Raw genomic sequence first — 22,794 nt, 5'->3', positions numbered from 1 at the left:
ATTTTTGATCGGTCATAAGTGTGATTCTAGGTGCTATTTAGAAAACTTATACTTGGGATGATAAACCAGCCATAAAGCTTGCGACTAATCATTTAGGTGATGGGTGAGTTTTTTGATGTAAAACGGCTTGTCGGGGCAATTTCAGCATACATTTTATACCCAAATTCATTGGCGTTGCCGATAAGCAGCAAATGCAAGAGGGGGAGAAACAATAAAGCCGGACGCAAGCCCGGCTATGACTTCAAACACGCACATCTGAATGCTGATTTTTGGCGGTAAGCCAATTAATCATAAATTATGCATCAAATGGGTCGCGCAGGATCATGGTTTCGTCACGATCAGGACCGGTAGAGATGATATCAACCGGAACGCCTGTCAGCTCTTCTACACGCGCGATGTAGTTAAGGGCTGCCTGTGGCAACTTGCTGTGTTCTTTCACGCCAAAGGTGGTCTCTGACCAGCCTGGCATGGTTTCGTAGATTGGCTCAATACCTTCCCAACCTTCAGCAGCCAGTGGGGTCGTATCCACTTCGCGGCCATCTGGCATGCGGTAGCCAACACAGAGTTTCACTTCTTTCAGGCCATCCAGCACGTCCAGTTTGGTCATGCAGAAGCCAGACAAGGAGTTGATCTGCACAGCACGGCGCACTGCAACGATATCTAACCAGCCAGTACGACGGCTACGGCCAGTGGTCGCGCCATATTCGTTACCTTGCTTACGCAGGAATTCGCCGGTTTCGTCGTTCAGTTCAGTCGGGAATGGACCTGCACCTACACGAGTCGAGTAAGCTTTAACGATACCCAGCACATAATCAACATAACGTGGACCCAGGCCAGAACCTGTCGCTACGCCACCAGCAGTGGTGTTAGATGAGGTCACGTACGGATAAGTACCGTGGTCGATGTCCAGCAAGGTGCCTTGTGCGCCTTCGAACATCATGAAATCGCCACGTTTGCGGGCACTGTCCAGCAATTCAGAAACGTCAACCACCATGGCGGTCAGAATATCGGCGATAGCCAATACTTCATCCAGCACAGTTTGGTAGTCTACCGCGTCTTCTTTGTAGTAATGCACCAACTGGAAGTTGTGGTAATCCACAATTTCTTTCAGCTTGATCGCGAAGGTTTCTTTGTTGAACAAATCACCTACACGCAGGCCGCGGCGGGCAACTTTATCTTCATAGGCAGGACCGATACCACGACCGGTAGTACCGATAGCTTTTGCACCACGTGCTTTTTCACGCGCATTATCCAGAGCCACATGATAAGGCAGGATTAATGGGCATGCTTCGGAGAGTAACAGTCGCTCACGAACAGGCACACCACGCGCTTCAAGTTCTGTCATCTCTTTCATTAAAGCGTCAGGTGCCAGGACAACACCGTTGCCGATGATGCTGGTTACGTTTTCACGCAGAATACCTGAGGGAATTAAATGAAGAACGGTTTTCTCACCGTTGATAACCAAAGTATGGCCAGCGTTGTGACCACCTTGATAGCGCACAACATATTTAGCCCGTTCAGTCAGCAGGTCAACGACCTTGCCCTTACCTTCGTCACCCCATTGGGTGCCCAGTACGACGACGTTCTTACCCATCTCAAAAATCACCAGGTTGCTTAAAAAAGGATTCTAACATCTCATCCGGCGGCTTTCAGTACTTTTTAACACATAACTGAACAATTTTTGTGCTTACATTTAGCCACCCATGCGGCTACGCAACATGTAGTAGATAACAACGCCTGCAACCACTAATCCACCGCCAAAACGGCGCAAAGTGGTATCAGGTAATTGAGTCATCGCCTGAATCATTTTGCGCCAGGCTTTGGGATAAAGCATCGGACCAAGTCCTTCCAGCACCAAAACCAGTGCCAATGCTAACAAAATGGTTGAATTCATCATCTGTCTCAAAAGGTAAAAATGGCTCAAATAGAAAAGGCCCGCGTGAACGGGCCTTGCTGTTTCGGTCAAAACGCGCTGTAACGACAGCCGTTATGGACGTTTACTGGAGTTATCCGGTGATCTCATGTAGCGGAAGAAATCACTGTCTGGGCTAAGCACCATCACATCGTTACCGCTGTTGAAGCTGTTTTCATACGCACGTAAGCTACGGATGAAGGCATAGAAGTCGGGATCTTTGCTGAATGCATCAGCAAATAGACGGGCCGCTTCTGCATCACCGCCACCGCGAGTAATACGCGCCTGACGTTCTGCTTCTGCCAGTGTACGAGTTACTTCATAGTCAGCCGTTGCACGCAACTTCTCTGCTTCTTCCTGACCTTGTGAACGGTGACGACGGGCTACCGCTTCACGTTCAGCACGCATACGCTGGAAGATGGCATCTGACACTTCAGCCGGTAAGTTGATTTGCTTGATTCGCACGTCAACCACTTCGATACCCAACGCCGCCATACTGTTCGGGTTAACCGCTGGCTGTTTGCCACGGGTTTCCTGTTCAACACGGGCCGCTGCCGAAGCAATCGCATCATCCGCTTCCGTTGTGACAGCTTCATCACCAACGCTACCGGTATTCAGCGCATCACGCACATCTGAAGTCAGACGTCCACGTGAGTCGGTTACGATGTCGCGAACATTCAGGCGACCAATTTCAGAACGCAAACGGTCACTGAATTTACGTTTCAACAGCACTTCAGCCTGAGATACATCACCACCACCGGTGGCCAGATAGTAACGGCTGAAATCACTGATACGCCATTTCAGGTAGGAGTCAACAATCAGGTCTTTCTTCTCGTTAGTCACGAAACGGTCAGCCTGGTTATCCATGGTCTGAATACGAGCATCCAACGTCTTCACTGTTTCGATAAACGGTATCTTAAAGTGCAGGCCCGGTGCATACACCAGTGGCTTGTTATCACTATCACGCAATACCTTACCAAAGCGCAGCACGATCCCGCGCTGACCTTCTTGTACCACAAACAGCGAAGCGTAGAGTGCGACTAACACCACAACGACGATAAGTAAAATAGACTTACGCATTGGTTATTCTCTCCCTACGCGAGTGGAAGTATCACGCTGAGCATTCGCTCGGCGCTGATCCATGATAGAGCCACTGGTTGAGCTTGAATTACTTGCACCAGACTCTTGGCTGCTATTAGCAGAGGAAGGAGGATTCAAACGAAGCAGACTGGTGTCTTTGTTGCCATCCGCTTTATCTACCCCTTGACCGCGCAGCATTTGATCCAATGGCAGCACCATCAGACTATTGCCTTTGTCATTAGCCAGCACTTTGCGCGTTTTGCCCAAGACCTTCTCCATGGTTTCTATATATAGACGCTCACGGGTAATTTCTGGTGCAGCCTTATACTCAGGCAGCAACTTGGCAAAACCAGCTACCTCACCTTGCGCTTCCAACACTTTACGTGCGGCATAAGCACGAGCATCTTCTAACAGACGCTGCGCCTGACCATTAGCACGTGGCTGGACTTCGTTGGTGTAGGCTTCCGCTTCACGAATATATTGCTGTTCGTTTTCGCGGGCTGCAATCGCATCATCAAATGCCGCTTTAACTTCTTCCGGCGGACGAGCTGCCTGGAAGTTAACGTCCAGCAGCGTTATCCCCATGTTGTACGGACGAATAGTCTCTTCCAGTACACGCTGAGTATCGCTACGAACGATGGTACGGCCTTCGGTGAGAATTTTGTCCATGGTGTATTTACCAATAACACCACGCACTGCGCTGTCTGTTGCCTGACGCAGACTATCATCCGGATTCGTCACGCTAAACAGATAAGCGGCCGGGTCTGTCACGCGATACTGCACGTTCATTTCGATGCGAACTACGTTCTCATCGGAGGTCAGCATGACACCAGAAGCGGCCAATTCACGTACGGATTCCACGTTAACCGGGGTCACTTCATCGATAAAGGTGGGTTTCCAGTTCAAACCAGGCTGCACGATATGGCTTAATTTACCCAAGCGAGTCACAACACCGCGCTCAGCTTCTTTAATTGTATAGAAACCACTTGCTGCCCAGATAACCACAACCGCAACTACTGCGATACCCACAATACGACCACTGAAACCAGGGCCTTGTGTCGCGCCGTTGTTGCCATTACCACTTCCGCCACCTTTGCCACCGAGACTACTCAGTTTTTTGCTCAGTTTACGGAAGATATCATCCAGATCAGGCGGCCCTTGGTCACGGCCACCTTTATTATTGTTATTTCCGCCAGAGTTGCCGCCATTATTATTGCTGCTCCCCCACGGATCGCGGTCCTGTCCGTTATTACCGGGCTGATTCCACGCCATGTTTTAGCTCCATTCTTCTATGATTGGTTTTCTTCAGGCCAAGAGCACATGCCAAAAACGCTGGCTCTTAATTTCACAAGAAAGATCTGATAATCAATGACTTTGAATATAACTGATCAATTCTTGCTCTTGTTTACAGAGACGACGCCAATCCACGATAGGCATTCTTACCACCATACCGACGTTCCCGTCCTCGTCTATCCACTCTTTTTCAATTGCCTGAAGCTGGTAAAAACGGCTACGTAGACGACCTGCCTGAGGCGGCAAACGCAATTCATAGTGTGCGATCTCACCTGAAAGGCGCTCCGTCAACGCTTGAAAGAGCAACGGGATCCCTGCGCCGGTTTGAGCTGAAAGCCAAACTCTGACTGGCAGATTGTCTTCGTTGCGATCAATTCGCGGGACAAAATCATCCAACAAATCAATTTTATTCATTACTAATAATGTAGGTATTTCATCGGCTTCGATTTCTGCCAAAACAGTATCGACGGCGGCCATATTCTCAGTTACCCGAGGATCAGCTGCATCAATAATGTGTAACAGTAATGAAGCCTGCCGCGTTTCTTGTAATGTCGCTTTAAAAGCAGCAACCAGATCGTGCGGCAGATGCCGGATAAAACCTACCGTATCCGCCAATACTGTATCACCCACATCAGCCACATTAATGCGGCGTAATGTTGGATCCAGCGTGGCAAATAATTGGTCAGCCGCATAAACATCAGCTGCCGTAATTTTGTTAAATAGGCTGGATTTACCGGCGTTGGTATATCCCACCAAGGATACTGTCGGAATATCAGCACGGGTACGCGCACGCCGCCCTTGCTCACGCTGCTTAGCCACACGCTCTAAACGACTTAAAATCAAAGTGATACGGTCGCGTAACAGGCGGCGGTCAGTCTCCAACTGGGTTTCACCTGGCCCTCTTAGGCCAATCCCCCCCTTTTGACGCTCAAGATGCGTCCAGCCACGTACCAAACGGGTCGCGATATGGCGCAATTGCGCTAACTCGACCTGTAATTTACCTTCATGGGTACGGGCCCGTTGGGCAAAAATATCTAAAATTAGCCCAGTACGATCAATGACTCGACACTCACACAAACGCTCAAGATTTCGCTCTTGCGCTGCGGATAGAGCATGATCGAACAAGACAACAGACGCGCCACTGGCTTTTACCGCGTCAGCAATTTCTACGGCCTTTCCTTCGCCAACAAAGTACTTAGGGTGCGGTGCTTTGCGACTACCCGTCACAATTTGCAAAGCCTCTACGCCCGCAGAAGATACCAACGCTTCAAATTCACGCAGATCTTCTGAGTTTTTGTCTTGCGAGAAATAGATATGGACCAGTACGGCCTGCTCACCGGCTTCATAGCGGTCAAACAAACGTGCAACCTCTCAAACGGATCAAAACCGCTAGTGCGGAGAACATAAGCCCGAATCCGTTGCTTATGTTCCCCGTCATGGTCGACCAACAATGCGCTTTATTCAGCGTCATCGCTATCCTGCTGCGGCTGTTGCGGCGCAGACGGATTACTACCATGATAATTATTGGTGCTACCACTCGGATTATTGCTGTGATGCGAAACCGGGCGGGAAGGCACTACAGTAGAGATGGCATGTTTATAAACCATCTGGCTGACTGTGTTTTTTAACAGAATGACAACCTGATCAAAAGACTCAACTTGGCCCTGCAGTTTAATGCCATTCACTAAATAAATAGAAACCGGAACACGTTCACGACGCAATGCGTTCAGGAACGGATCTTGCAAAGATTGCCCCTTAGCCATTCTATGTTTTCCTTATTTGCTTGTTGTTTTTAACTAAGAACCTATCGGCTCAAAAATAAACTGCGTAAAAAAAAAATCCGCGCGTTGAGTACTAATCAATTGTACACAATCATTCAACCTATGCACTAACAACCTGTATTACAGAGTCTAAAGCCTCTCCCGGCTTATCACTGTCGAGCCACTGAACTGAACTCCAGCCCCGTAACCAGGTCATTTGGCGCTTTGCCAGTTGACGTGTCGCACAAACTCCGCGGTAAACCATTTCGTTGTAATCAATCTCACCGGACAGATAAGACCACATCTGCCGGTATCCCACACAACGAATGGCAGGCAAATCCGTATGCAAGTCACCGCGGTCAAAAAGCGCCCTAGCCTCTGCTTCAAACCCTGCCGCCAACATCTGATGAAAACGTAATTCAATCCGCTGGTGCAGAAGCTCCCGGCTAACAGGCGCAATCGCAAATTGGTGAACCCGATAAGGTAAGGTTTCACCCGAAATTTTAGTCAGTTCCGTTAAAGTTTTACCTGAAATAAAAAAAACTTCCAGTGCTCTAGAGAGCCGTTGGGGATCATTAGGATGAATTCGCGCCGCCGAGACAGGATCAATGTCAGCCAATTGCTGGTGCAATGCCTCCCAACCCAGCTCCGCTGCCTGCTCTTCAATACGCTGGCGTATTTGCGGATCGGCAGAGGGCAACGGCGATAAACCGTCCAATAGCGCTTTAAAGTACAACATCGTCCCCCCCACCAGCAGCGGAATTCGCCCGGCAGCGGTAATGTCGGCCATCTCTTTGAGAGCATCTTTACGAAAATCAGCGGCTGAGTAGGATTCAGCCGGGTCGCGGATGTCAATCAGGCGATGTGGTGCTAACGCCAGCTCTTCTGCGCTGGGCTTAGCCGTGCCGATATCCATACCTCGATAGATCAGGGCAGAATCGACGCTGATTAACTCCACAGGTAGCCGCTGTCTCAGCGCAATTGAGAGCGCTGTTTTACCTGAAGCGGTTGGCCCCATGACAAAGATTGCCGGTGGCCGGTCTCTATTTTCAATATCATTCATGAGTCAGGGTTGCCAATGCAGCCTTTATATCAATAGGTTGTAATAGCCCAGCAGGGGGTGATTGCACCAACTGCGGACAAAGACGCTCAACGTCCGTCAATAACTGTATCGCTTGAGACACATTCCAAACCTCATGTTCACTGCCAAGGTGGCGGGCAATCCATGTGGCCAAAGCATCTGGCGATATCTCTTCATGCTGCGACAGATAGCCTAACAGTTCCGGTATCAGTTTTTGTAAATTTTGTTGGCGTAATGGTAAAGATACGGCACGTAAGGTCGCTTTTCCGTGTTCGACAGCCAGCTCTATCCCCATAGTCACCAACAATTTCTGATGGCGCTGGCAAGCCGCGGCCTCATTTTTATCCAGTGTCAGTTTTAATGGGATGAGTAACGGCTGAGGGCGTAACCCCTCTGGTGGCGGATTCAACTGAGCTTGTTTTAACCAACGCTCGGCAACCTTCAGTGCAAGTAATGCGACGCCTTGCTTATATTCAATTAGAGCATAGCAAGGTGGGAATACGGTTAACACCCGACCAAAACTGTAATGATCTCCCTGAAGAGGTGCGTCAGCGGGCGTTTGCCGTGGTAGCGGTGGTGCGGCTGCGGGTGGGCGCGGTTCTGCGGAATGACTCACGGCAGCCGGTTGTACCAGTTGGCGATATAACTCGCCTTGTTGTTTTTGGTAAGGCTGGCCTGTGCTATAAGCTGTGGCCGCCTGTTCGCGGACCGGTGATACCCGTTCAGGGGCCGCGTTTCGCTCTGCCGGAAGGGGTTTAGCCGGTTCCGGTTGCGCATATTTATTCACCCCTGCCGCCACGCGGTTTTCTGGCTGCCAGCGTGGTGCCTCGATCTCTTCGCCATCTTCATTGACGTTCAGAACTGGGGTGGCGGTTTGTTGTAAAACCGTGGTCACGGCTTGATAGATAAAGTCATGCACCAGACGCGCCTGATGGAAGCGCACCTCATGTTTCGCCGGATGCACATTGACATCTACCTGATGGGGGTCGATATCCAGATACAAAACGTAAGCGGGCTGCTGGTCATCCTTGAGTAAATCCTGATAAGCCTGACGGATCGCATGGTTGATCAGTCGGTCGCGCATCATACGGTTGTTTACGTAGCAATACTGCATTTCACCGAGTGTGCGACTCGCCGCGGGGTCCGCCACCCAACCACGGATGGTCAAATCACCATGCTGCCAAGAGATCGCCAGTGCATGCTGCAAAAACGCCGGACCACAGATACCGGCCAAACGGCGCTCATGTTGAGAAGGGTCGGTTGCCGCGCGGTACTGGCGCATTAATTTACCGTTATGACTCAAGTTGATAGCCACATCGAAGCGCGCCAACGCAATGCGCCGCACCACTTCATCAATATGGCCAAACTCGGTTTTTTCGGTTCGCATAAATTTGCGGCGGGCGGGCGTATTGTAAAACAGATCCAGCACTTCAAGGGTGCTACCCACGGGATGCGCAGCCGGTTTGATAGTCACCGCCATATCGCGACCTTCCGCATAAGCCTGCCAGGCTTCATTTTGCTCGGCAGTCCGTGACGTCAGAATCAGACGCGAGACGGAGCTGATACTGGCCAGTGCTTCACCACGAAACCCCATACTGAGGATGGCTTCCAGATCCTCCAGCGAGCTTATTTTACTGGTGGCATGGCGTGCCAATGCCAGCGCCAAGTCCTCTTTGTTAATCCCGCAACCGTTATCACGGATACGAATAAGTTTCGCCCCACCGCGCTCAATATCAATATCAATCCGCATCGCACCCGCGTCCAGACTGTTTTCTACCAACTCTTTCACTACCGATGCAGGCCGCTCTACCACTTCACCGGCGGCAATTTGGTTAGCGAGCTGTGGTGGCAGAATCTGAATCGGCATAGCAGTTCCTTTCGCTTATGACTGTGGAATCGTCAGGGTTTGCCCCAGTTGGACATTACCTGATTTTATCTTATTCGCCCGCTCAATCTCGCTCATCGACACACCGTATCTGGCGGCAATGGCGGACAGCGTATCGCCACGTTTTACCTGATGCTTAACGGGCTGGCTTTTACTCGGTTTCGCTCTAACTGACGCTGTTGCTTTTGGCGTGACTGCCGCAGCCGCACTGCCCGAAGCAGGGACTTTCAGCCGCTGTCCGACCCAGACCACATCATTTTTCAGCGTATTATTCTGCCGCAACACCGCCATGCTGACACCGTATTGACTGGCGATACCGGATAAGGTTTCACCACGCTGCACTTTATGGACATGGCTTTTACCCGTCACGATCGGTTTGGCGGCAGATCCCCTGCTGCTTTGCGCATTGCTGATAACCGGATCGGGTTGATTAACACTTGAACGCTGTGAGGATGAATCAACCGCCGCGGTTTCGATTCGCGGACGGTTTTCGACCTTTGGGTCGGCTTGTAGCGGATGCGCAAGGAAATAACTGCGCAAGCCTTTATAAATGGCCTGAGCAATCTTCTCCTGATACGCGCTACTGCCAAGCAGCCGCTCCTCCGTACTATTACTGATAAAGCCGGTTTCCACTAACAACGACGGAATATCCGGTGAACGTAACACCCCAAGACTGGCGTGTTCAGGGAGGCGTTTATGGATGTCGCCAATGGTTTGCAACTCACGCAGCACTTTGGTAGCAACGTCATACCCTACCCGCTGGGAGTGACCAAATTGCAGATCCAGCACCGCCTGACTCAAATAGGGGTCCGACGCCGTGTTGGCTAACACATCACCCGCGCCGCCCAGCAGTTCGGATTGCTTCTCATGTTGCTCCAGCCAACTCCCCATTTCACTGTTAGCACGGCGGTTAGAGAGTACCCAGACCGAGGCCCCAGTGGCACTGCGGTTAGGTGCCGCATCGGCATGAATGGAAACCAGTACGTTAGCACTCTGTTTACGTGCCACGTCAGAGCGACCCATCACTGAAATGAAGTAATCGCCATTGCGGGTTAACACCGGTTTAAACATCGGATCGCTGTTAAGCAGCGCCTCAAGCCGACGCGCAATGGCGATAGTGACATTCTTCTCTTTCAGGCCATTTTGCCCGATAGCACCAGGGTCCTGACCCCCGTGCCCCGCATCAATAGCCACCACCACACGATCGCTGTTGGCGACACTGGCGGTTTTAATCGGGCGAGCAGTATTCGTCGTCGTGCTTTCGCTGCTCACCACCACTGTGGGCTTATTGTTAAACGGGTTCTTCGCCACCGAAGTGGTGTTGGAATGGGTTATCCGTGCGGCGCTAGTCGGATTCGTCGCCTGTGACGCCAATCGCCCCGCATTAGGGCTAGGTGTATTAGTCTGACTTAAGACCTGTGTCTGACGAGCAGGGGCGCTATCGGTGGCGGTCATGGTAATGACTACCGTGTAATTGTTACCCGACTGCTGAGTGACCGCACGAGTTTTCACTTTTTGCGTCAGTTCCAGCACCAGACGGGTGCTTTGCTCATCTTTAGGGGTACTGGAGCGAATTCTTTTCAGCAGATTCTGTCCGCTAAATTCAAGCGGTAAACCTGAAAGATTGCCACTTTGGCGGACATCCAACACCACACGTTCTGGCCCGTTTAAGGAGAAAAAGGCGTAGATCGGTTTGCCATCAAAACTGAGCGTAACCCTGCTCTCAGTTGGGCCATTGTTGACTTTAATATCGGTCAGTTTCATCGCCAATGCTGAAGGCAGGGTGAACAACCCCACCATCACCAGCACTACAGCGGTCAATGCACGTTTCCAGTGATTCAGTCGCGCTATGCCATTCAATTTTATTAAGCCATGCATCATTATCAAATTATCCTTGCACAGCCGCTAAACGGCGCAACACATCAGCACCCGCATCAGAAATAGCCATCAGGCGAGCTTCACGCCCTTCGTCCTGATAAGCCAAATGCAGCTCAACATCCGCCTGAGGCAGGAAGCCAGCCCCTTGCTGCGGCCACTCCACCAGACAAATTGCCTGTTTATCGAAATAATCGCGAATCCCCATAAACTCCAGCTCTTCAGGATCAGCCAGACGATAGAGGTCAAAATGGTAAACCGGCCTTGGGGTCAACGCATAAGGTTCAACCAAGGTATAAGTGGGGCTTTTAACATGCCCAAGGTGGCCAAGGGCCTGAAGGAAGCCACGGCTAAAGGTCGTTTTTCCGGCACCTAAGTCGCCGAAGAGATAAATAACGCTGGCGCCATTGAAGGCATGGGCCAAAGTGGCCCCTAATGCAACGGTCGCTGCCTCATCAGGCAAAGGTAAAACGAGTTCTTTCATTCTGTGATATCTATCTTGCTAACTCAGGATTAACGTACTTCGGAATAACTGGCAGCAAATCTGTGGCCAGTAAACCCCGGGTGCCTTGAACTTCAGCCAGTTTGTCTGCGGCAACGCCATGCACAACACAACCCGCGCAGGCAGCATCATACAGCACCAGCTTTTGTGCTATCAAACTACCAATAATGCCGGACAGAATATCCCCCATGCCGCCGGAGGCCATACCCGCATTACCGACATCCGCAATCGCCATCTCACCCTGCTCACTGGCAATCAGGGTACCAGCCCCTTTCAGAACCACCACACCACCATATTGTTTAACGATGTTACGGGCGGAAAGTAAGCGGTCACTCTCAATATCAGCGACGCGGCACCCAAGCAGACGAGCGGCTTCCCCCGGATGCGGGGTCAATACTCGATTCTGACGCTTCAGCGGATTTAATGCCAGTAAGTTGAGTGCATCTGCGTCCCATAATGCTGGTTTATCACTTTGTTGCAATAAATTCAGCGCATTCCTGCCCCAGTCCGATTGCCCCAGCCCCGGACCGACCACTAATACATCAGCCCAGCGAATACTTTGCTCAAGGGTTTCATCGGTTAATTCCTGCACCATCAACTCTGGACGAGCGGCCAGAATCGGTGCCACATGCTCAATGTGAGTGAGCACTCGCACCAGCCCAGCGCCGCTACGCAACGCAGCCTCACCTGCCATCCGAATCGCGCCCCCCAGTCCTTTGTCACCACCGACCAATAACAATCGTCCATGTTCTCCTTTATGGGCGCAGGGGCGGCGCGGTCTGAGCCATTGCGGCAGATGCTCAGCGGTCATGCGCTCAATTTGCACCGGTTGAGCGGCCAGCCATTGCGTCAGCCCCAAGTCATTGCAGTGTAAATGGCCCACCCAGTCACGGGCCTGCCCAGTGAGTAAACCAGGCTTCAGCGCAACAAACGTCAAGGTGTGGTCCGCGCGAATGACAGAACCGGGGGCGGCACCACTGTCAGCGCTGAGTCCGGAAGGAATATCCAAGGCAATCTTCGCCGCCCGATGGCGGTTCGCGGTATCAATGAGGGTCGCATAAACGCCTTGCGGCGCGGCACGCAGGCCAATACCCAACAGGCCATCGATAATCAAATCGACATGTGACGGCCATGGTATATCAGGCGGATTAATAACTCCCCCTGCCGCTAGCCACTGGGATTGTGCCTGATGCGCTTCGGCAGGCAGTGGACGGTTGCCCGGACAGGCGATGAGTGTCACATTCAACCCTGCCGCCAATGCCCGATTAGCCACGATATAACCATCGCCGCCGTTATTACCGTGACCGCATAAAATGAGCCAATGACGTGCAGTTGGGTACTGTTTACGTGCCAATTCAAACGCCGCATCACCGGCTCTGACCATCAGATCAAATAGGTTCAGGGAGAAGTGTGCCGCCGCGATAGCCTCGTTCTGACGCACCCAGTCCGCAGAAAAAACAGAGTGTGGTAAACTAACCCCGATTTGTTTCTTACTATGGTCCGTCATGACACACCCCCTCGATTTGAATCAATTAGCCCAACATATCAAGCAATGGGGGCAATCGCTAGGTTTCCAGCAAGTTGGTATTTGCGATACTGATTTGTCTGCGGAAGAACCGCGTTTGCAGGCTTGGCTTGATAAACAATATCATGGTGAAATGGCTTGGATGGCCCGCCACGGTATGTTGCGCGCCCGGCCCCATGAGTTATTGCCAGGGACGTTACGGGTGATCAGTGTGCGGATGAATTATCTGCCAGCCAAGGCGGCATTTGCCAGCACATTGAAAGATTCATCTTTAGGTTATGTGAGCCGTTACGCATTGGGCCGTGACTACCATAAATTATTGCGCCAGCGGCTGAAAAAATTGGGTGACCAGATCCAAAGCTATTGCCTTGAGCAGCAAGCGATCAATTTCCGTCCGTTCGTCGACTCTGCGCCAATTATGGAGCGCTCATTGGCAGCCAAAGCGGGAATTGGCTGGGTTGGTAAGCACTCACTGATTTTAAATCGTGATGCTGGCTCCTGGTTCTTCCTGGGTGAGTTGCTAATTGATCTGCCGCTACCCGTCGATAAACCGCAAGAAGAGCAATGTGGCCGCTGTGTCGCCTGCATCACCACCTGCCCGACGGGGGCCATCGTTGCCCCCTACACCGTTGATGCGCGCCGCTGTATCTCCTATCTGACCATTGAGTTAGAAGGGGCGATACCTGAAGAATTTCGTCCACTGATGGGCAATCGCATTTATGGCTGTGATGATTGCCAGCTCATCTGCCCTTGGAACCGCTTCTCCCAATTAACGGATGAAGAAGATTTCAGCCCGCGCGCCGTGCTGCATACGCCAGAGTTACTGGATCTATTTGCCTGGAATGAAGAGAAATTTTTGCGAGTAACAGAAGGTTCTGCCATCAGGCGTATTGGTCACCTACGCTGGCTACGCAATATATCAGTCGCGCTGGGGAATGCGCCCTATCTCGATACTATTGTGTTGGCACTGGAAGCGCGCCGAGGTATGCACCCGATGCTGGATGAACATATTGATTGGGCAATATCACAACAATTGAAAAGACGGTCTACACTGATTGTGGATGTCCAATCACCACAGAAAAAACGGCTGGTGAGGGCCATTGAAAAGGGCCTGCCACGCGACGCCTGAGATCCCCCCTTAATAACCTGAAACTAAATGCGGTTAGGTATCACTTTTTCTATTATTTCGGTCATGAATAAGCTCGGACTTTTCCTGTGCATAAAAATAAAAACGCCTTGGCAATCAAGCGCAAAAAAAAGCACAAGTGATCAGCATAACGTTTTCACATAAAAATATATTTCGTTAAATCAAACAGATAAAAAACAGGAAATAGAATCGTTCAAATTATGAGCTGAATACAAAAAGAACAGAAATTGTGGATAACTCTGTTGAAGAAGTTAATACATTGTGTGTAGAACGCGGTACAGCACATGACATGGCTGTGGATAATTAAGTTAGGATTGAATAAAAAATTTGGAGCGGGAAACGAGACTCGAACTCGCGACCCCGACCTTGGCAAGGTCGTGCTCTACCAACTGAGCTATTCCCGCATTGAGATGCTGTTGCACCCTGCTGTCATCCGACGGCATTTGGTATTCATGGCTGAAGATTGGAGCGGGAAACGAGACTCGAACTCGCGACCCCGACCTTGGCAAGGTCGTGCTCTACCAACTGAGCTATTCCCGCATCACATGTATTAGTGAGGGTTCACTGATACTGTTAGCTTCTGCCACTACTTTTAAATATTTGGAGCGGGAAACGAGACTCGAACTCGCGACCCCGACCTTGGCAAGGTCGTGCTCTACCAACTGAGCTATTCCCGCTCGGGATACTATTTTCCTGTACTGAATCGGTCCGCGCATGCTTGCGAATTCTTCATCGGTACGGGGTGCGCATTATACGAGAAATCCGTTTTGCCGCAAGCCCCTGAAAGCAAAAAAATCATTTTTTAGTTCAAGTGCTGATTAAAACAGCAATACGATGTTTTTACCAGCACCGTCTGATTAAGGTTGAATGAAATGCTCGCGATAATAGGCCAGCTCTGCCACCGACTCACGAATGTCATCCAGTGCTTGATGGGTGTTCTGCTTCTTGAAACCGGCCAAAATTTCAGGTTTCCAGCGGCGTGCCAGCTCTTTTAAGGTGCTGACATCGAGATAGCGGTAATGGAAATAGGCTTCAAGCTCCGGCATGTAGCGGAACAGGAAGCGGCGGTCTTGACCCACGCTGTTACCACAAATCGGTGAAACACCTGCCGGTACCCACTGTTGCAGGAACTCAATGGTTTGCAGCTCAGCATCATGGTCACTGAATGGGCTGACTTTTACCCGCTCAACCAAACCACTGCCGGTGTGAGTACGTACATTCCACTCATCCATTAGCCCAAGCTGCTCATCCGACTGATGAACCGCCATCACTGGGCCTTCTGCCAAGATATTAAGATTAGCATCGGTGACCAGCGTTGCGATCTCGATGATCCGATCTCGTTCAGGATCAAGACCGGTCATTTCCAGATCAATCCAGATCAAATTATTTTGGTTCTCTGCCATTTTATTTCCTGCCTGTTAGCGGGTGAGTCAACCGAACAAAGGGTTAATTGATAAAATTATGTGTATCATAGCCCTTTTGGTCGCAACCAGCGATATATGCGAAATCAAGTGAGGCACAGTGAGTAAGAATAAACTGTCCAAAGGTCAACAACGCCGTGTGCAGGCGAACCATCAGCGCCGGCTACGCACTGATAGAAAACCTGAGTTAGATGACTCTCAGCTTGGCGATGCGCAAGAAGGTATCGTAATCAGTCGTTTCGGTCAGCATGCCGATGTTGAAGCCGCTGATGGCGTTCAGCACCGTTGTAATATCCGCCGCACCATCAAGTCACTGGTGACGGGTGACCGTGTGGTCTGGCGTCCCGGCCTGCAAGCGCAGGAAGGTGTGCGGGTTAAAGGTATCGTCGAAGCGGTTCATGAGCGGACCTCCGTTCTGACGCGCCCTGATCTTTATGATGGCGTGAAACCGATCGCCGCCAATATCAATCAGATCGTGATCGTATCGGCGATTTTACCTGAACTTTCCCTTAATATTATCGATCGCTATCTGGTGGCCTGCGAAACACTGGATGTCGAGCCATTAATCGTGCTGAACAAAATCGATTTACTGGATGCCGATGGCCGTAAATTCGTTGATGGCATGATGGATATCTATCGTCGCATTGGCTACAACGTGCTCGAAGTCTCTAGCCAAACCCGTGAAGGTATGGAGGCCTTTGAGCAGGCACTGGCTGGGCGAATCAGTATCTTCGCCGGTCAGTCTGGCGTGGGTAAATCCAGCCTGTTAAATGCCCTGTTACCACCAACGGATAACGAAATTCTAGTGAATACCGTTTCGGATAACTCCGGCCTAGGCCAACACACCACGACCGCTGCTCGCTTGTATCATTTCCAGCATGGCGGCGATGTGATTGATTCACCGGGGGTGCGTGAATTTGGCCTCTGGCATCTGGCTCCGGAACAAATCACCCAAGGATTTGTCGAATTCCGTGATTATCTCGGTCATTGCAAGTTCCGTGATTGCAGCCATACCAATGATCCTGGCTGTGCTCTGCGTGAAGCGGTGGAACAAGGCAAAATTGCCGAAGAGCGCTTTGATAATTACCATCGAATTCTGGAAAGTATGGAGCAGGCGAAACCTCGCAAGACATCAGATAGCGACGAGAAATGATGTTTTAATCGCGGGCTTCCTCTGAGATACCCATAACCCAAAATACTTGGCGTTACCGCTAGCAACCGGTAACGCCAAGTAAAAGCGTACTTACCTAATGAGGTCGACGTGCTAGACAGTATCAAAATCAGATTACAATATTTGCTCCCAAAACAGGGCCTGACCCGTTTGGCTGGCTGGGGTGCAGATAAACAAGGCGGCTGGTTGACTCAACTGGTTATCAAAGCCTTTGCCCGTTATTACAAAGTCAATATGACAGAAGCTCAGGACCCTGAATTCTCCGCTTATCGCAGCTTTAACGAATTCTTTGTGCGCCCGCTACGCGCAGGTGTACGCCCGATCGCGGCAGAAGATAACCTCCTGGCCCAACCCGCTGATGGTGCAATCAGCCAATTAGGCGCGATTCGTGAGGGGCAGATTTTGCAGGCCAAGGGCCACAACTACAGTCTGGAGGCTCTGCTGGCAGGTAACTATATGCTGGCCGCCGAGTTCCAGAATGGTCAGTTTATAACAACCTATCTGGCCCCGAGTGACTACCATCGCGTACATATGCCGTGTGACGGTATGTTGCGTGAAATGATTTATGTGCCAGGCGACTTGTTCTCGGTCAATCCATTGACTGCGGCGAATGTGCCGAATCTGTTTGCCCGTAATGAACGCGTGATCTGCATCTTCGATACTGATTTTGGCCCAATGGCACAAATTCTGGTCGGTGCCACTATTGTTGGCAGCATTGAGACCGTCTGGGCAGGCACCATTACTCCACCGCGCGAGGGTGTTATTCGCCGCTGGACATACCCGCAAGCAGGCACTGAAGGCGCGGTTGTACTGGAGAAAGGGCAGGAAATGGGCCGCTTTAAGTTAGGTTCTACGGTGATTAACCTGTTCGCTGAAGGTAAAGTGTATTTAGCGCCACAGCTAAACAGCGGCACTATCACCCGCATGGGTGAAGTCTTAGCCGAAGCCGTCCCTACCACTCCGCCGTGCTAGTTTTCTGCTGATGTTAAGGAACCCTTACGTGCGACCCATAATTTCTCGGCCTTTTGCCAAGCTCATGTCGTTCAGTAAATTCATGATTTCTGGCGTATTACTGTCATTTGTCATGGTGCTCTCCCTGCCGCTTTATGCGGCAACCCAGCCCAATGAAGATCAGCTCCGGCAGGAGCTAAAGCAGGCTGAAGCTAATAAAGGGATGGCCAATCAGGCAGAAATTATTCAGGCGTTACAAGGGGCCTTAAGCTGGCTGGCGGATGCCAAAGAGTCTGATATCCGCGCCCAGCAGTATCAAAAAGCGATTGATGACTTCCCCAAGCTGACCCGCGAATTACGCCAAGAACTGGCGCAGGAAGGGGATAAACCCCTGCCTGTACCCAGCAATTTGTCCACGTCCGAGCTAGAGCAGCAAGTGTTGCAAGTCAGCAGCCAGTTGCTGGAGTTGAACCGCCTATCGCAGCAAGAGCAGGATCGTGCACGCGAGATCAGCGAGTCCCTCAACCAACTGCCACAGCAGCAATCAGAAGCACGACGTATTCTGACCGAAATCAGTACGCGGCTTCAGGCGCAAAGTAACCCAGCAAACCCTGTCGCACAGGCGCAGTTGGCGTTATTGCAGGCGGAAGCCGTGGCCCGCAAAGCAAAAGCCAATGAGTTAGAGCTTTCTCAGCTTTCAGCCAATAACCGGCAGGAGCTGTCACGGCTACGGGCTGAGTTGTACAAAAAACGCCAAGAGCGGGTGGATATCCAGCTTCAAGCTTTACGTAATACATTGAATAATCAGCGCCAACAGGCGGCGGAACAGGCGCTGGAACGCACCGAACTGCTGGCCGAGCAAGGCGGTGATTTACCTGAATCCATTATCCAGCAGTTGCAGATAAACCGTGAGTTGTCTCAGGCACTGAACCAGCAAGCGCAGCGCATTGACCTAATCTCTTCACAGCAACGTCAGGCGGTATCGCAGACGCAGCAAGTCCGGCAAGCACTCAGTACCATTCGTGAGCAAGCCCAGTGGCTGGGTGTTTCCACCGCTTTGGGAGAGACACTACGTGCGCAGGTCGCCAGATTGCCCGATGTGCCGAAATCACAACAGTTAGATCGCGATATGGCGCAGTTGCGGGTTCAGCGCCTGCAATACGATGACATGCTGGATAAGTTGCAGCAGCAAAATACTAAATTAAAACAAAATGATGGGACACCACTGACCACTGAGCAACAACGTATTCTGGATGCCCAGTGGCGCACGCAGCGCGAGTTGCTCAATTCTCTGATCTCCGGTTATGACACCCAAATTCTCGAGCTAACCAAGCTGAAAGTCGCGAACAGTCAGTTGGTCGATGCGCTGAGTGAAGTCCGCGAGGCCACCCACCGTTACCTGTTCTGGGTTGCGGATGTCAGCCCGATATCACTCTCCTACCCGATTAACGTCGCCCATGACCTCACCCGCTTGCTATCGCTGGATACCCTTTCACAGCTGAGCGGCGCATTCGTCATGATGATGACCAGCCAGGAGACATTGCTGCCAATTATTGCCGCCCTGCTGTTTGTTGGCTTCAGTATCAGTTCACGCCGCCACTATCATGCCTTCCTTGAGCGCGCCAGCAGCCGAGTGGGTAAAGTGACACAAGACCATTTTTCGCTGACATTACGTACCGTATTTTGGTCGATTCTGATGGCCCTGCCGCTGCCTGTTTTATGGGCGGCTCTCGGTTATGGCCTGCAAAATGCCTGGTCCTACCCAATGGCAATTGCCATTGGTAATGGGGTCACCGCTACCGTGCCAGTGCTGTGGGTGTTTATGATCAGCGCCTCATTTGCCCATCCCCATGGCCTGTTTATCACCCATTTCCGCTGGTCACCGGCGCAAGTCGGGCGAGCAATGCGCTTCTATCGCATGTCGGTGTGGCTGATTATTCCATTGATGATGGCCCTGATCACTTTTGAGAATTATAACGACCGTGAATTTGCCGGCACCCTTGGTCGGTTATGCTTTATTTTGCTGTGTATCGCCTTAAGTCTGGTGACCAACAGCCTGAAACGGGCTGGCATCCCGCTCTATCTGGATAAAAAAGGGTCAGGGGAAAATATTGTTAACTCGGCGCTGTGGGGGCTGTTGCTCTCCGCGCCGTTGATTGCCGCGCTGGCATCAGCACTGGGTTATCTCACCACCTCGCAGGCACTGCTGGCGCGTCTGGAGACCTCGGTCGCCATCTGGTTCTTCCTGCTGGTGGTTTACCATATTATCCGCCGTTGGATGCTAATTCAGCGCCGCCGTATTGCCTTTGACCGCGCGAAACAACGGCGAGCCGATATTTTGGCGCAACGTGCGCGAGGCGAAGATGATTCGCCGCACAATAACAGCACCGAAGGTTCCATTGATGTCGAAGAGCCGGTCATTGATCTGGACGTGATCAGCGCCCAGTCGCTGCGGCTAGTACGATCAATCCTCACCATGATCGCCTTGGTTTCGGTGATCGCCCTGTGGTCTGAGATCCACTCCGCGTTTGGTTTCTTGGAAAACATTCGCCTGTGGGATGTTTCATCCACCATTAATGGGATTGAGTCGGTACAAGCGATCACCATGGGATCACTGTTGATCGCCATTTTGGTGATGATAGTCACCACTCAGTTAGTGCGCAATCTGCCCGCCCTGCTGGAACTGGCACTGTTGCAGCATTTGGATCTAACGCCGGGGACAGGTTATGCCATCTCCACCATCACCAAATATCTGTTGATCCTGTTTGGCGGTTTGCTCGGCTTCTCGATGCTGGGGATCGAGTGGGCGAAATTCCAATGGCTGGTTGCCGCACTGGGTTTAGGGTTGGGCTTCGGTTTGCAGGAGATTTTTGCCAACTTCGTCTCTGGCCTGATCATTTTGTTCGAAAAGCCGATCCGTATTGGCGATACCGTGACTATCCGTGATCTCACCGGTAGCGTGACCAAAATCAATACCCGCGCCACCACCATCTCTGACTGGGACCGCAAAGAGATCATCGTGCCAAATAAGGCATTTATCACTGAGCAATTTATTAACTGGTCGCTGTCGGACTCGATTACCCGTGTGGTACTGACAGTGCCAGCACCGGCTGAAACCAGCAGCGAGGAGGTGACGGAAGTGTTACTGACCGCCGCCCGCCGCTGTACGCTGGTATTGGATAACCCGCCACCGGAGGTCTATTTGGTTGACCTCCAGCAAGGGATTCAGATTTTCGAACTGCGAATTTACGCCGCCGAAATGGGCCATCGTATGCCGCTGCGCCATGAGATCCACCAGCTGATTCTGGCCGGTTACCGCGAGCACGGCATTACTCTGCCATTCCCGCCATTCCAGGCGCGTCTGGAAACACTGGGGCGTGGCCGTGTGGTTTCGTCAAACCGTACCCGTACTCCGGGCAGTTTGTAATATCAATCAGTGAGTAAGAAACAAAAATGCCCTGACCTGTGAAGGTTCAGGGCATTTCTTTTCACAACGCTGCGGCGCCAGGGATACCCGCATTCCTCAAAGTCATTGGTGTTGCAGCAAGGCAGCAAGTGAGCGCATCCCGATGAGCTTACTGTAGTAAGTGATTCGGGTGAGCGAGTGCAGCGAACACCGCTGCGGCGCCAAGGACACTCGCATTCCTCAAAGTCATTGGTGTTGCAGCAAGGCAGCAAGTGAGCGCATCCCGATGAGCTTACTGTAGTAAGTGATTCGGGTGAGCGAGTGCAGCGAACACCGCTGCGGCGCCAAGGACGAAGAGGAATTAGGCAATATCGACTGGGAAGGCAATAACATCACTCAACCTTTCTGCACCCAACGCCAACATCACCAAACGATCAACCCCTAGCGCTACGCCAGAACAATCCGGCAAGCCATGTTTCAGGGCGGCAATGAGATTCATGTCTATTGGGTTCTGCGGTAAACCGCGTTTAGCGCGACTGCGATTATCTTGCTCAAAACGTTGCAGCTGCTCATCACCATCAGTCAGCTCATGGAAGCCATTCGCCAGCTCAATGCCTTTGAAGTAAACCTCGAAACGCTCGGCTACACGGTGATCTTCAGTGCTGATCACGGCGAGAGATGCCTGTGATGCAGGGAAATGATAAACAAAAGCGGGTTTATCACGGCCAATGTGTGGCTCGACCCCGACAGTAAACAGCAGTTGCAGCAGCGTATCGCGATCTTCTTCGGTATCCGCGATATTGCCTAAATCCAATTTTGCTGCCGCTTCACGTAATTGCGTTTTTTCTGCCGATAGTGGGTCAATCCCCAGATGACGCTGGAAAGCCTGCTGATAAGAGAGTGTTTCCGCACTATTGCAATCCAGAATTTGCTGCAACAGGTCATCAACCTCATTCATTAAGCGATACATATCATAATGCGGGCGATACCATTCAAGCATGGTGAATTCAGGATTGTGATGACGGCCCGCTTCTTCATTACGGAAACTGCGGCCCAACTGATAGATAGAGCCACTGCCCGCCGCCAGCAGGCGCTTCATGTGGTATTCCGGACTGGTCATCATGTATAGCGTCATACCATCGGCAGCGCCCGGGCCAACAAACCGGGTTTGGAATGGGACTAAATGAATGTCCGTCACTGTCGCTTGGCTCATGGTGGGCGTTTCAACTTCTAATACGCCACGATCGGCAAAAAAGCGCCGGATCTCTGCCATTATTGCTGCGCGCTTCAACAAATTGGCGATAGGTGCACTCGGCTGCCAGCTTGCCGTTTCGCTCATGGTGGTTAACTCCGAAATCAAACAGGGGATGCAGTCTACTCGCATCTACTCCCTCAGACAAATCTGTCCCCCTTCCCGGCAGTTTCTCCGACGAATTCAGCATTTCACTCTGCGAAAAATGAATATACCCAGCAGATCCTGTTTGGGATCACGTTTTTGGCAGTAATGCCCTTGAGGCGGTTCAAATAAAACAAAACAATCGATCACATCAAATTTCTGCCACTTAGCATTGGGTATAATTATTCCCATACAAAAAGTAAGAAATAGCTATTCTTAATACCATGATTCTCGTTACCGGCTAATAAGTTAGCCAGATAATAATACTAAAAAGCCTATTAAGAATAGAGATTCACTTTATATAGCCGAAGTCGCTGACGTCGCAGCTAACTCGCTGTGGCATCAAGGACGAAGGGTATAAGATTTTCACTTGAACAATGGAGAAGCGC

At 51.2% G+C, this 22,794-nt stretch carries 17 protein-coding genes and 3 tRNA genes; 4 read left to right on the top strand and 16 right to left on the bottom strand.

The genetic code is table 11. The features are described from left to right. Positions 1–295: 295 nt before the first annotated feature. From ACZ76_RS11170 to nnr, 11 genes are all read right to left on the bottom strand, one after another. Complete coding sequence (locus ACZ76_RS11170; RefSeq protein WP_048618999.1) at positions 296–1,594, bottom strand: adenylosuccinate synthase; 1,299 nt, start codon at positions 1,592–1,594, stop codon at positions 296–298. A gap of 99 nt (positions 1,595–1,693) precedes the next feature. After that, on the bottom strand, positions 1,694–1,894 hold the full coding sequence (locus ACZ76_RS11165) for a DUF2065 domain-containing protein (RefSeq protein WP_004875463.1): 201 nt from the start codon (positions 1,892–1,894) through the stop codon (positions 1,694–1,696). Between the two features lie 93 nt (positions 1,895–1,987). Then, a complete protein-coding gene (gene hflC, locus ACZ76_RS11160; protein ID WP_004875464.1) occupies positions 1,988–2,992 on the bottom strand; it encodes a protease modulator HflC in 1,005 nt (334 codons plus the stop codon). Between the two features lie 3 nt (positions 2,993–2,995). Next, positions 2,996–4,264, bottom strand: a complete 1,269-nt coding sequence (hflK, locus tag ACZ76_RS11155; protein WP_048618998.1) for an FtsH protease activity modulator HflK — start codon at positions 4,262–4,264, stop codon at positions 2,996–2,998. A 93-nt stretch (positions 4,265–4,357) separates the two neighbouring features. After that, entirely contained in the window at positions 4,358–5,644 is a 1,287-nt protein-coding gene (gene hflX, locus ACZ76_RS11150) for a ribosome rescue GTPase HflX (RefSeq protein WP_048618997.1), read from the bottom strand. 98 nt (positions 5,645–5,742) lie between these two features. Further along, positions 5,743–6,048, bottom strand: a complete 306-nt coding sequence (gene hfq, locus ACZ76_RS11145; RefSeq protein WP_048618996.1) for an RNA chaperone Hfq — start codon at positions 6,046–6,048, stop codon at positions 5,743–5,745. 118 nt (positions 6,049–6,166) lie between these two features. After that, positions 6,167–7,108, bottom strand: coding sequence for a tRNA (adenosine(37)-N6)-dimethylallyltransferase MiaA (gene miaA / locus ACZ76_RS11140; protein ID WP_048618995.1), 942 nt, complete (start codon positions 7,106–7,108; stop codon positions 6,167–6,169). After that, positions 7,101–8,993, bottom strand: coding sequence for a DNA mismatch repair endonuclease MutL (mutL, locus tag ACZ76_RS11135; protein ID WP_048618994.1), 1,893 nt, complete (start codon positions 8,991–8,993; stop codon positions 7,101–7,103). Before mutL ends, miaA begins: the two co-directional genes overlap by 8 nt. Before the next feature lie 15 nt (positions 8,994–9,008). Next, entirely contained in the window at positions 9,009–10,892 is a 1,884-nt protein-coding gene (gene amiB, locus ACZ76_RS11130; protein WP_374700733.1) for an N-acetylmuramoyl-L-alanine amidase AmiB, read from the bottom strand. Between the two features lie 7 nt (positions 10,893–10,899). Further along, positions 10,900–11,370 carry a tRNA (adenosine(37)-N6)-threonylcarbamoyltransferase complex ATPase subunit type 1 TsaE gene (gene tsaE, locus ACZ76_RS11125; RefSeq protein ID WP_048618993.1) on the bottom strand — a complete coding sequence of 157 codons (471 nt, stop codon included), beginning with the start codon at positions 11,368–11,370 and terminating at the stop codon, positions 10,900–10,902. Between the two features lie 10 nt (positions 11,371–11,380). After that, a complete protein-coding gene (gene nnr / locus ACZ76_RS11120; protein WP_048618992.1) occupies positions 11,381–12,895 on the bottom strand; it encodes a bifunctional ADP-dependent NAD(P)H-hydrate dehydratase/NAD(P)H-hydrate epimerase in 1,515 nt (504 codons plus the stop codon). Here nnr and queG point away from each other — a divergent pair. Further along, the gene (gene queG / locus ACZ76_RS11115; protein ID WP_048618991.1) at positions 12,894–14,042 is read left to right on the top strand and encodes a tRNA epoxyqueuosine(34) reductase QueG; all 1,149 of its coding nucleotides are present in this window, start codon (positions 12,894–12,896) and stop codon (positions 14,040–14,042) included. The two genes, nnr and queG, sit on opposite strands and share 2 nt — an antisense overlap. A gap of 346 nt (positions 14,043–14,388) precedes the next feature. Here queG and ACZ76_RS11110 read toward each other — a convergent pair. The 4 genes from ACZ76_RS11110 to orn form a co-directional block, all read right to left on the bottom strand. After that, a tRNA-Gly gene (locus tag ACZ76_RS11110) sits at positions 14,389–14,464 on the bottom strand. 60 nt (positions 14,465–14,524) lie between these two features. Next, a tRNA-Gly gene (locus tag ACZ76_RS11105) sits at positions 14,525–14,600 on the bottom strand. Between the two features lie 61 nt (positions 14,601–14,661). Then, positions 14,662–14,737 (bottom strand) — tRNA-Gly (locus ACZ76_RS11100). A gap of 180 nt (positions 14,738–14,917) precedes the next feature. Further along, positions 14,918–15,463, bottom strand: a complete 546-nt coding sequence (orn, locus tag ACZ76_RS11095; protein WP_048618990.1) for an oligoribonuclease — start codon at positions 15,461–15,463, stop codon at positions 14,918–14,920. 118 nt (positions 15,464–15,581) lie between these two features. On the opposite strand from orn, the gene rsgA reads away from it, so the two are divergent. From rsgA to mscM, 3 genes are all read left to right on the top strand, one after another. Then, positions 15,582–16,634 (top strand): small ribosomal subunit biogenesis GTPase RsgA, encoded by a 1,053-nt coding sequence (rsgA, locus tag ACZ76_RS11090; RefSeq protein WP_005275771.1) that lies wholly within the window; start codon positions 15,582–15,584, stop codon positions 16,632–16,634. A gap of 108 nt (positions 16,635–16,742) precedes the next feature. Continuing rightward, a complete protein-coding gene (asd, locus tag ACZ76_RS11085; protein ID WP_048618989.1) occupies positions 16,743–17,624 on the top strand; it encodes an archaetidylserine decarboxylase in 882 nt (293 codons plus the stop codon). Positions 17,625–17,652: 28 nt separating this feature from the next. Beyond that, on the top strand, positions 17,653–21,030 hold the full coding sequence (gene mscM / locus ACZ76_RS11080; RefSeq protein ID WP_374700735.1) for a miniconductance mechanosensitive channel MscM: 3,378 nt from the start codon (positions 17,653–17,655) through the stop codon (positions 21,028–21,030). A gap of 340 nt (positions 21,031–21,370) precedes the next feature. Here mscM and epmA read toward each other — a convergent pair whose 3' ends face one another. Then, positions 21,371–22,348, bottom strand: coding sequence for an elongation factor P--(R)-beta-lysine ligase (gene epmA, locus ACZ76_RS11075; protein ID WP_048618988.1), 978 nt, complete (start codon positions 22,346–22,348; stop codon positions 21,371–21,373). Positions 22,349–22,794: the final 446 nt, after the last annotated feature.

This window comes from Yersinia aleksiciae (assembly GCF_001047675.1).
Taxonomy (GTDB): domain Bacteria; phylum Pseudomonadota; class Gammaproteobacteria; order Enterobacterales; family Enterobacteriaceae; genus Yersinia; species Yersinia aleksiciae.
The sequence above is the reverse complement of the archived record's forward strand: the minus strand, read 5'-3'. Positions and strand labels throughout refer to the sequence as shown.

What these genes read in the sequence shown, in the direction of transcription:
- ACZ76_RS11170 (WP_048618999.1), bottom strand. Translation starts at nt 1,594, where the DNA reads ATGGGTAAGAACGTCGTCGTACTGGGCACCCAATGGGGTGACGAAGGT.
- ACZ76_RS11165 (WP_004875463.1), bottom strand. Translation starts at nt 1,894, where the DNA reads ATGAATTCAACCATTTTGTTAGCATTGGCACTGGTTTTGGTGCTGGAA.
- hflC (WP_004875464.1), bottom strand. Translation starts at nt 2,992, where the DNA reads ATGCGTAAGTCTATTTTACTTATCGTCGTTGTGGTGTTAGTCGCACTC.
- hflK (WP_048618998.1), bottom strand. Translation starts at nt 4,264, where the DNA reads ATGGCGTGGAATCAGCCCGGTAATAACGGACAGGACCGCGATCCGTGG.
- hfq (WP_048618996.1), bottom strand. Translation starts at nt 6,048, where the DNA reads ATGGCTAAGGGGCAATCTTTGCAAGATCCGTTCCTGAACGCATTGCGT.
- miaA (WP_048618995.1), bottom strand. Translation starts at nt 7,108, where the DNA reads ATGAATGATATTGAAAATAGAGACCGGCCACCGGCAATCTTTGTCATG.
- mutL (WP_048618994.1), bottom strand. Translation starts at nt 8,993, where the DNA reads ATGCCGATTCAGATTCTGCCACCACAGCTCGCTAACCAAATTGCCGCC.
- amiB (WP_374700733.1), bottom strand. Translation starts at nt 10,892, where the DNA reads ATGATGCATGGCTTAATAAAATTGAATGGCATAGCGCGACTGAATCAC.
- tsaE (WP_048618993.1), bottom strand. Translation starts at nt 11,370, where the DNA reads ATGAAAGAACTCGTTTTACCTTTGCCTGATGAGGCAGCGACCGTTGCA.
- queG (WP_048618991.1), top strand. Translation starts at nt 12,894, where the DNA reads ATGACACACCCCCTCGATTTGAATCAATTAGCCCAACATATCAAGCAA.
- nnr (WP_048618992.1), bottom strand. Translation starts at nt 12,895, where the DNA reads ATGACGGACCATAGTAAGAAACAAATCGGGGTTAGTTTACCACACTCT.
- orn (WP_048618990.1), bottom strand. Translation starts at nt 15,463, where the DNA reads ATGGCAGAGAACCAAAATAATTTGATCTGGATTGATCTGGAAATGACC.
- epmA (WP_048618988.1), bottom strand. Translation starts at nt 22,348, where the DNA reads ATGAGCGAAACGGCAAGCTGGCAGCCGAGTGCACCTATCGCCAATTTG.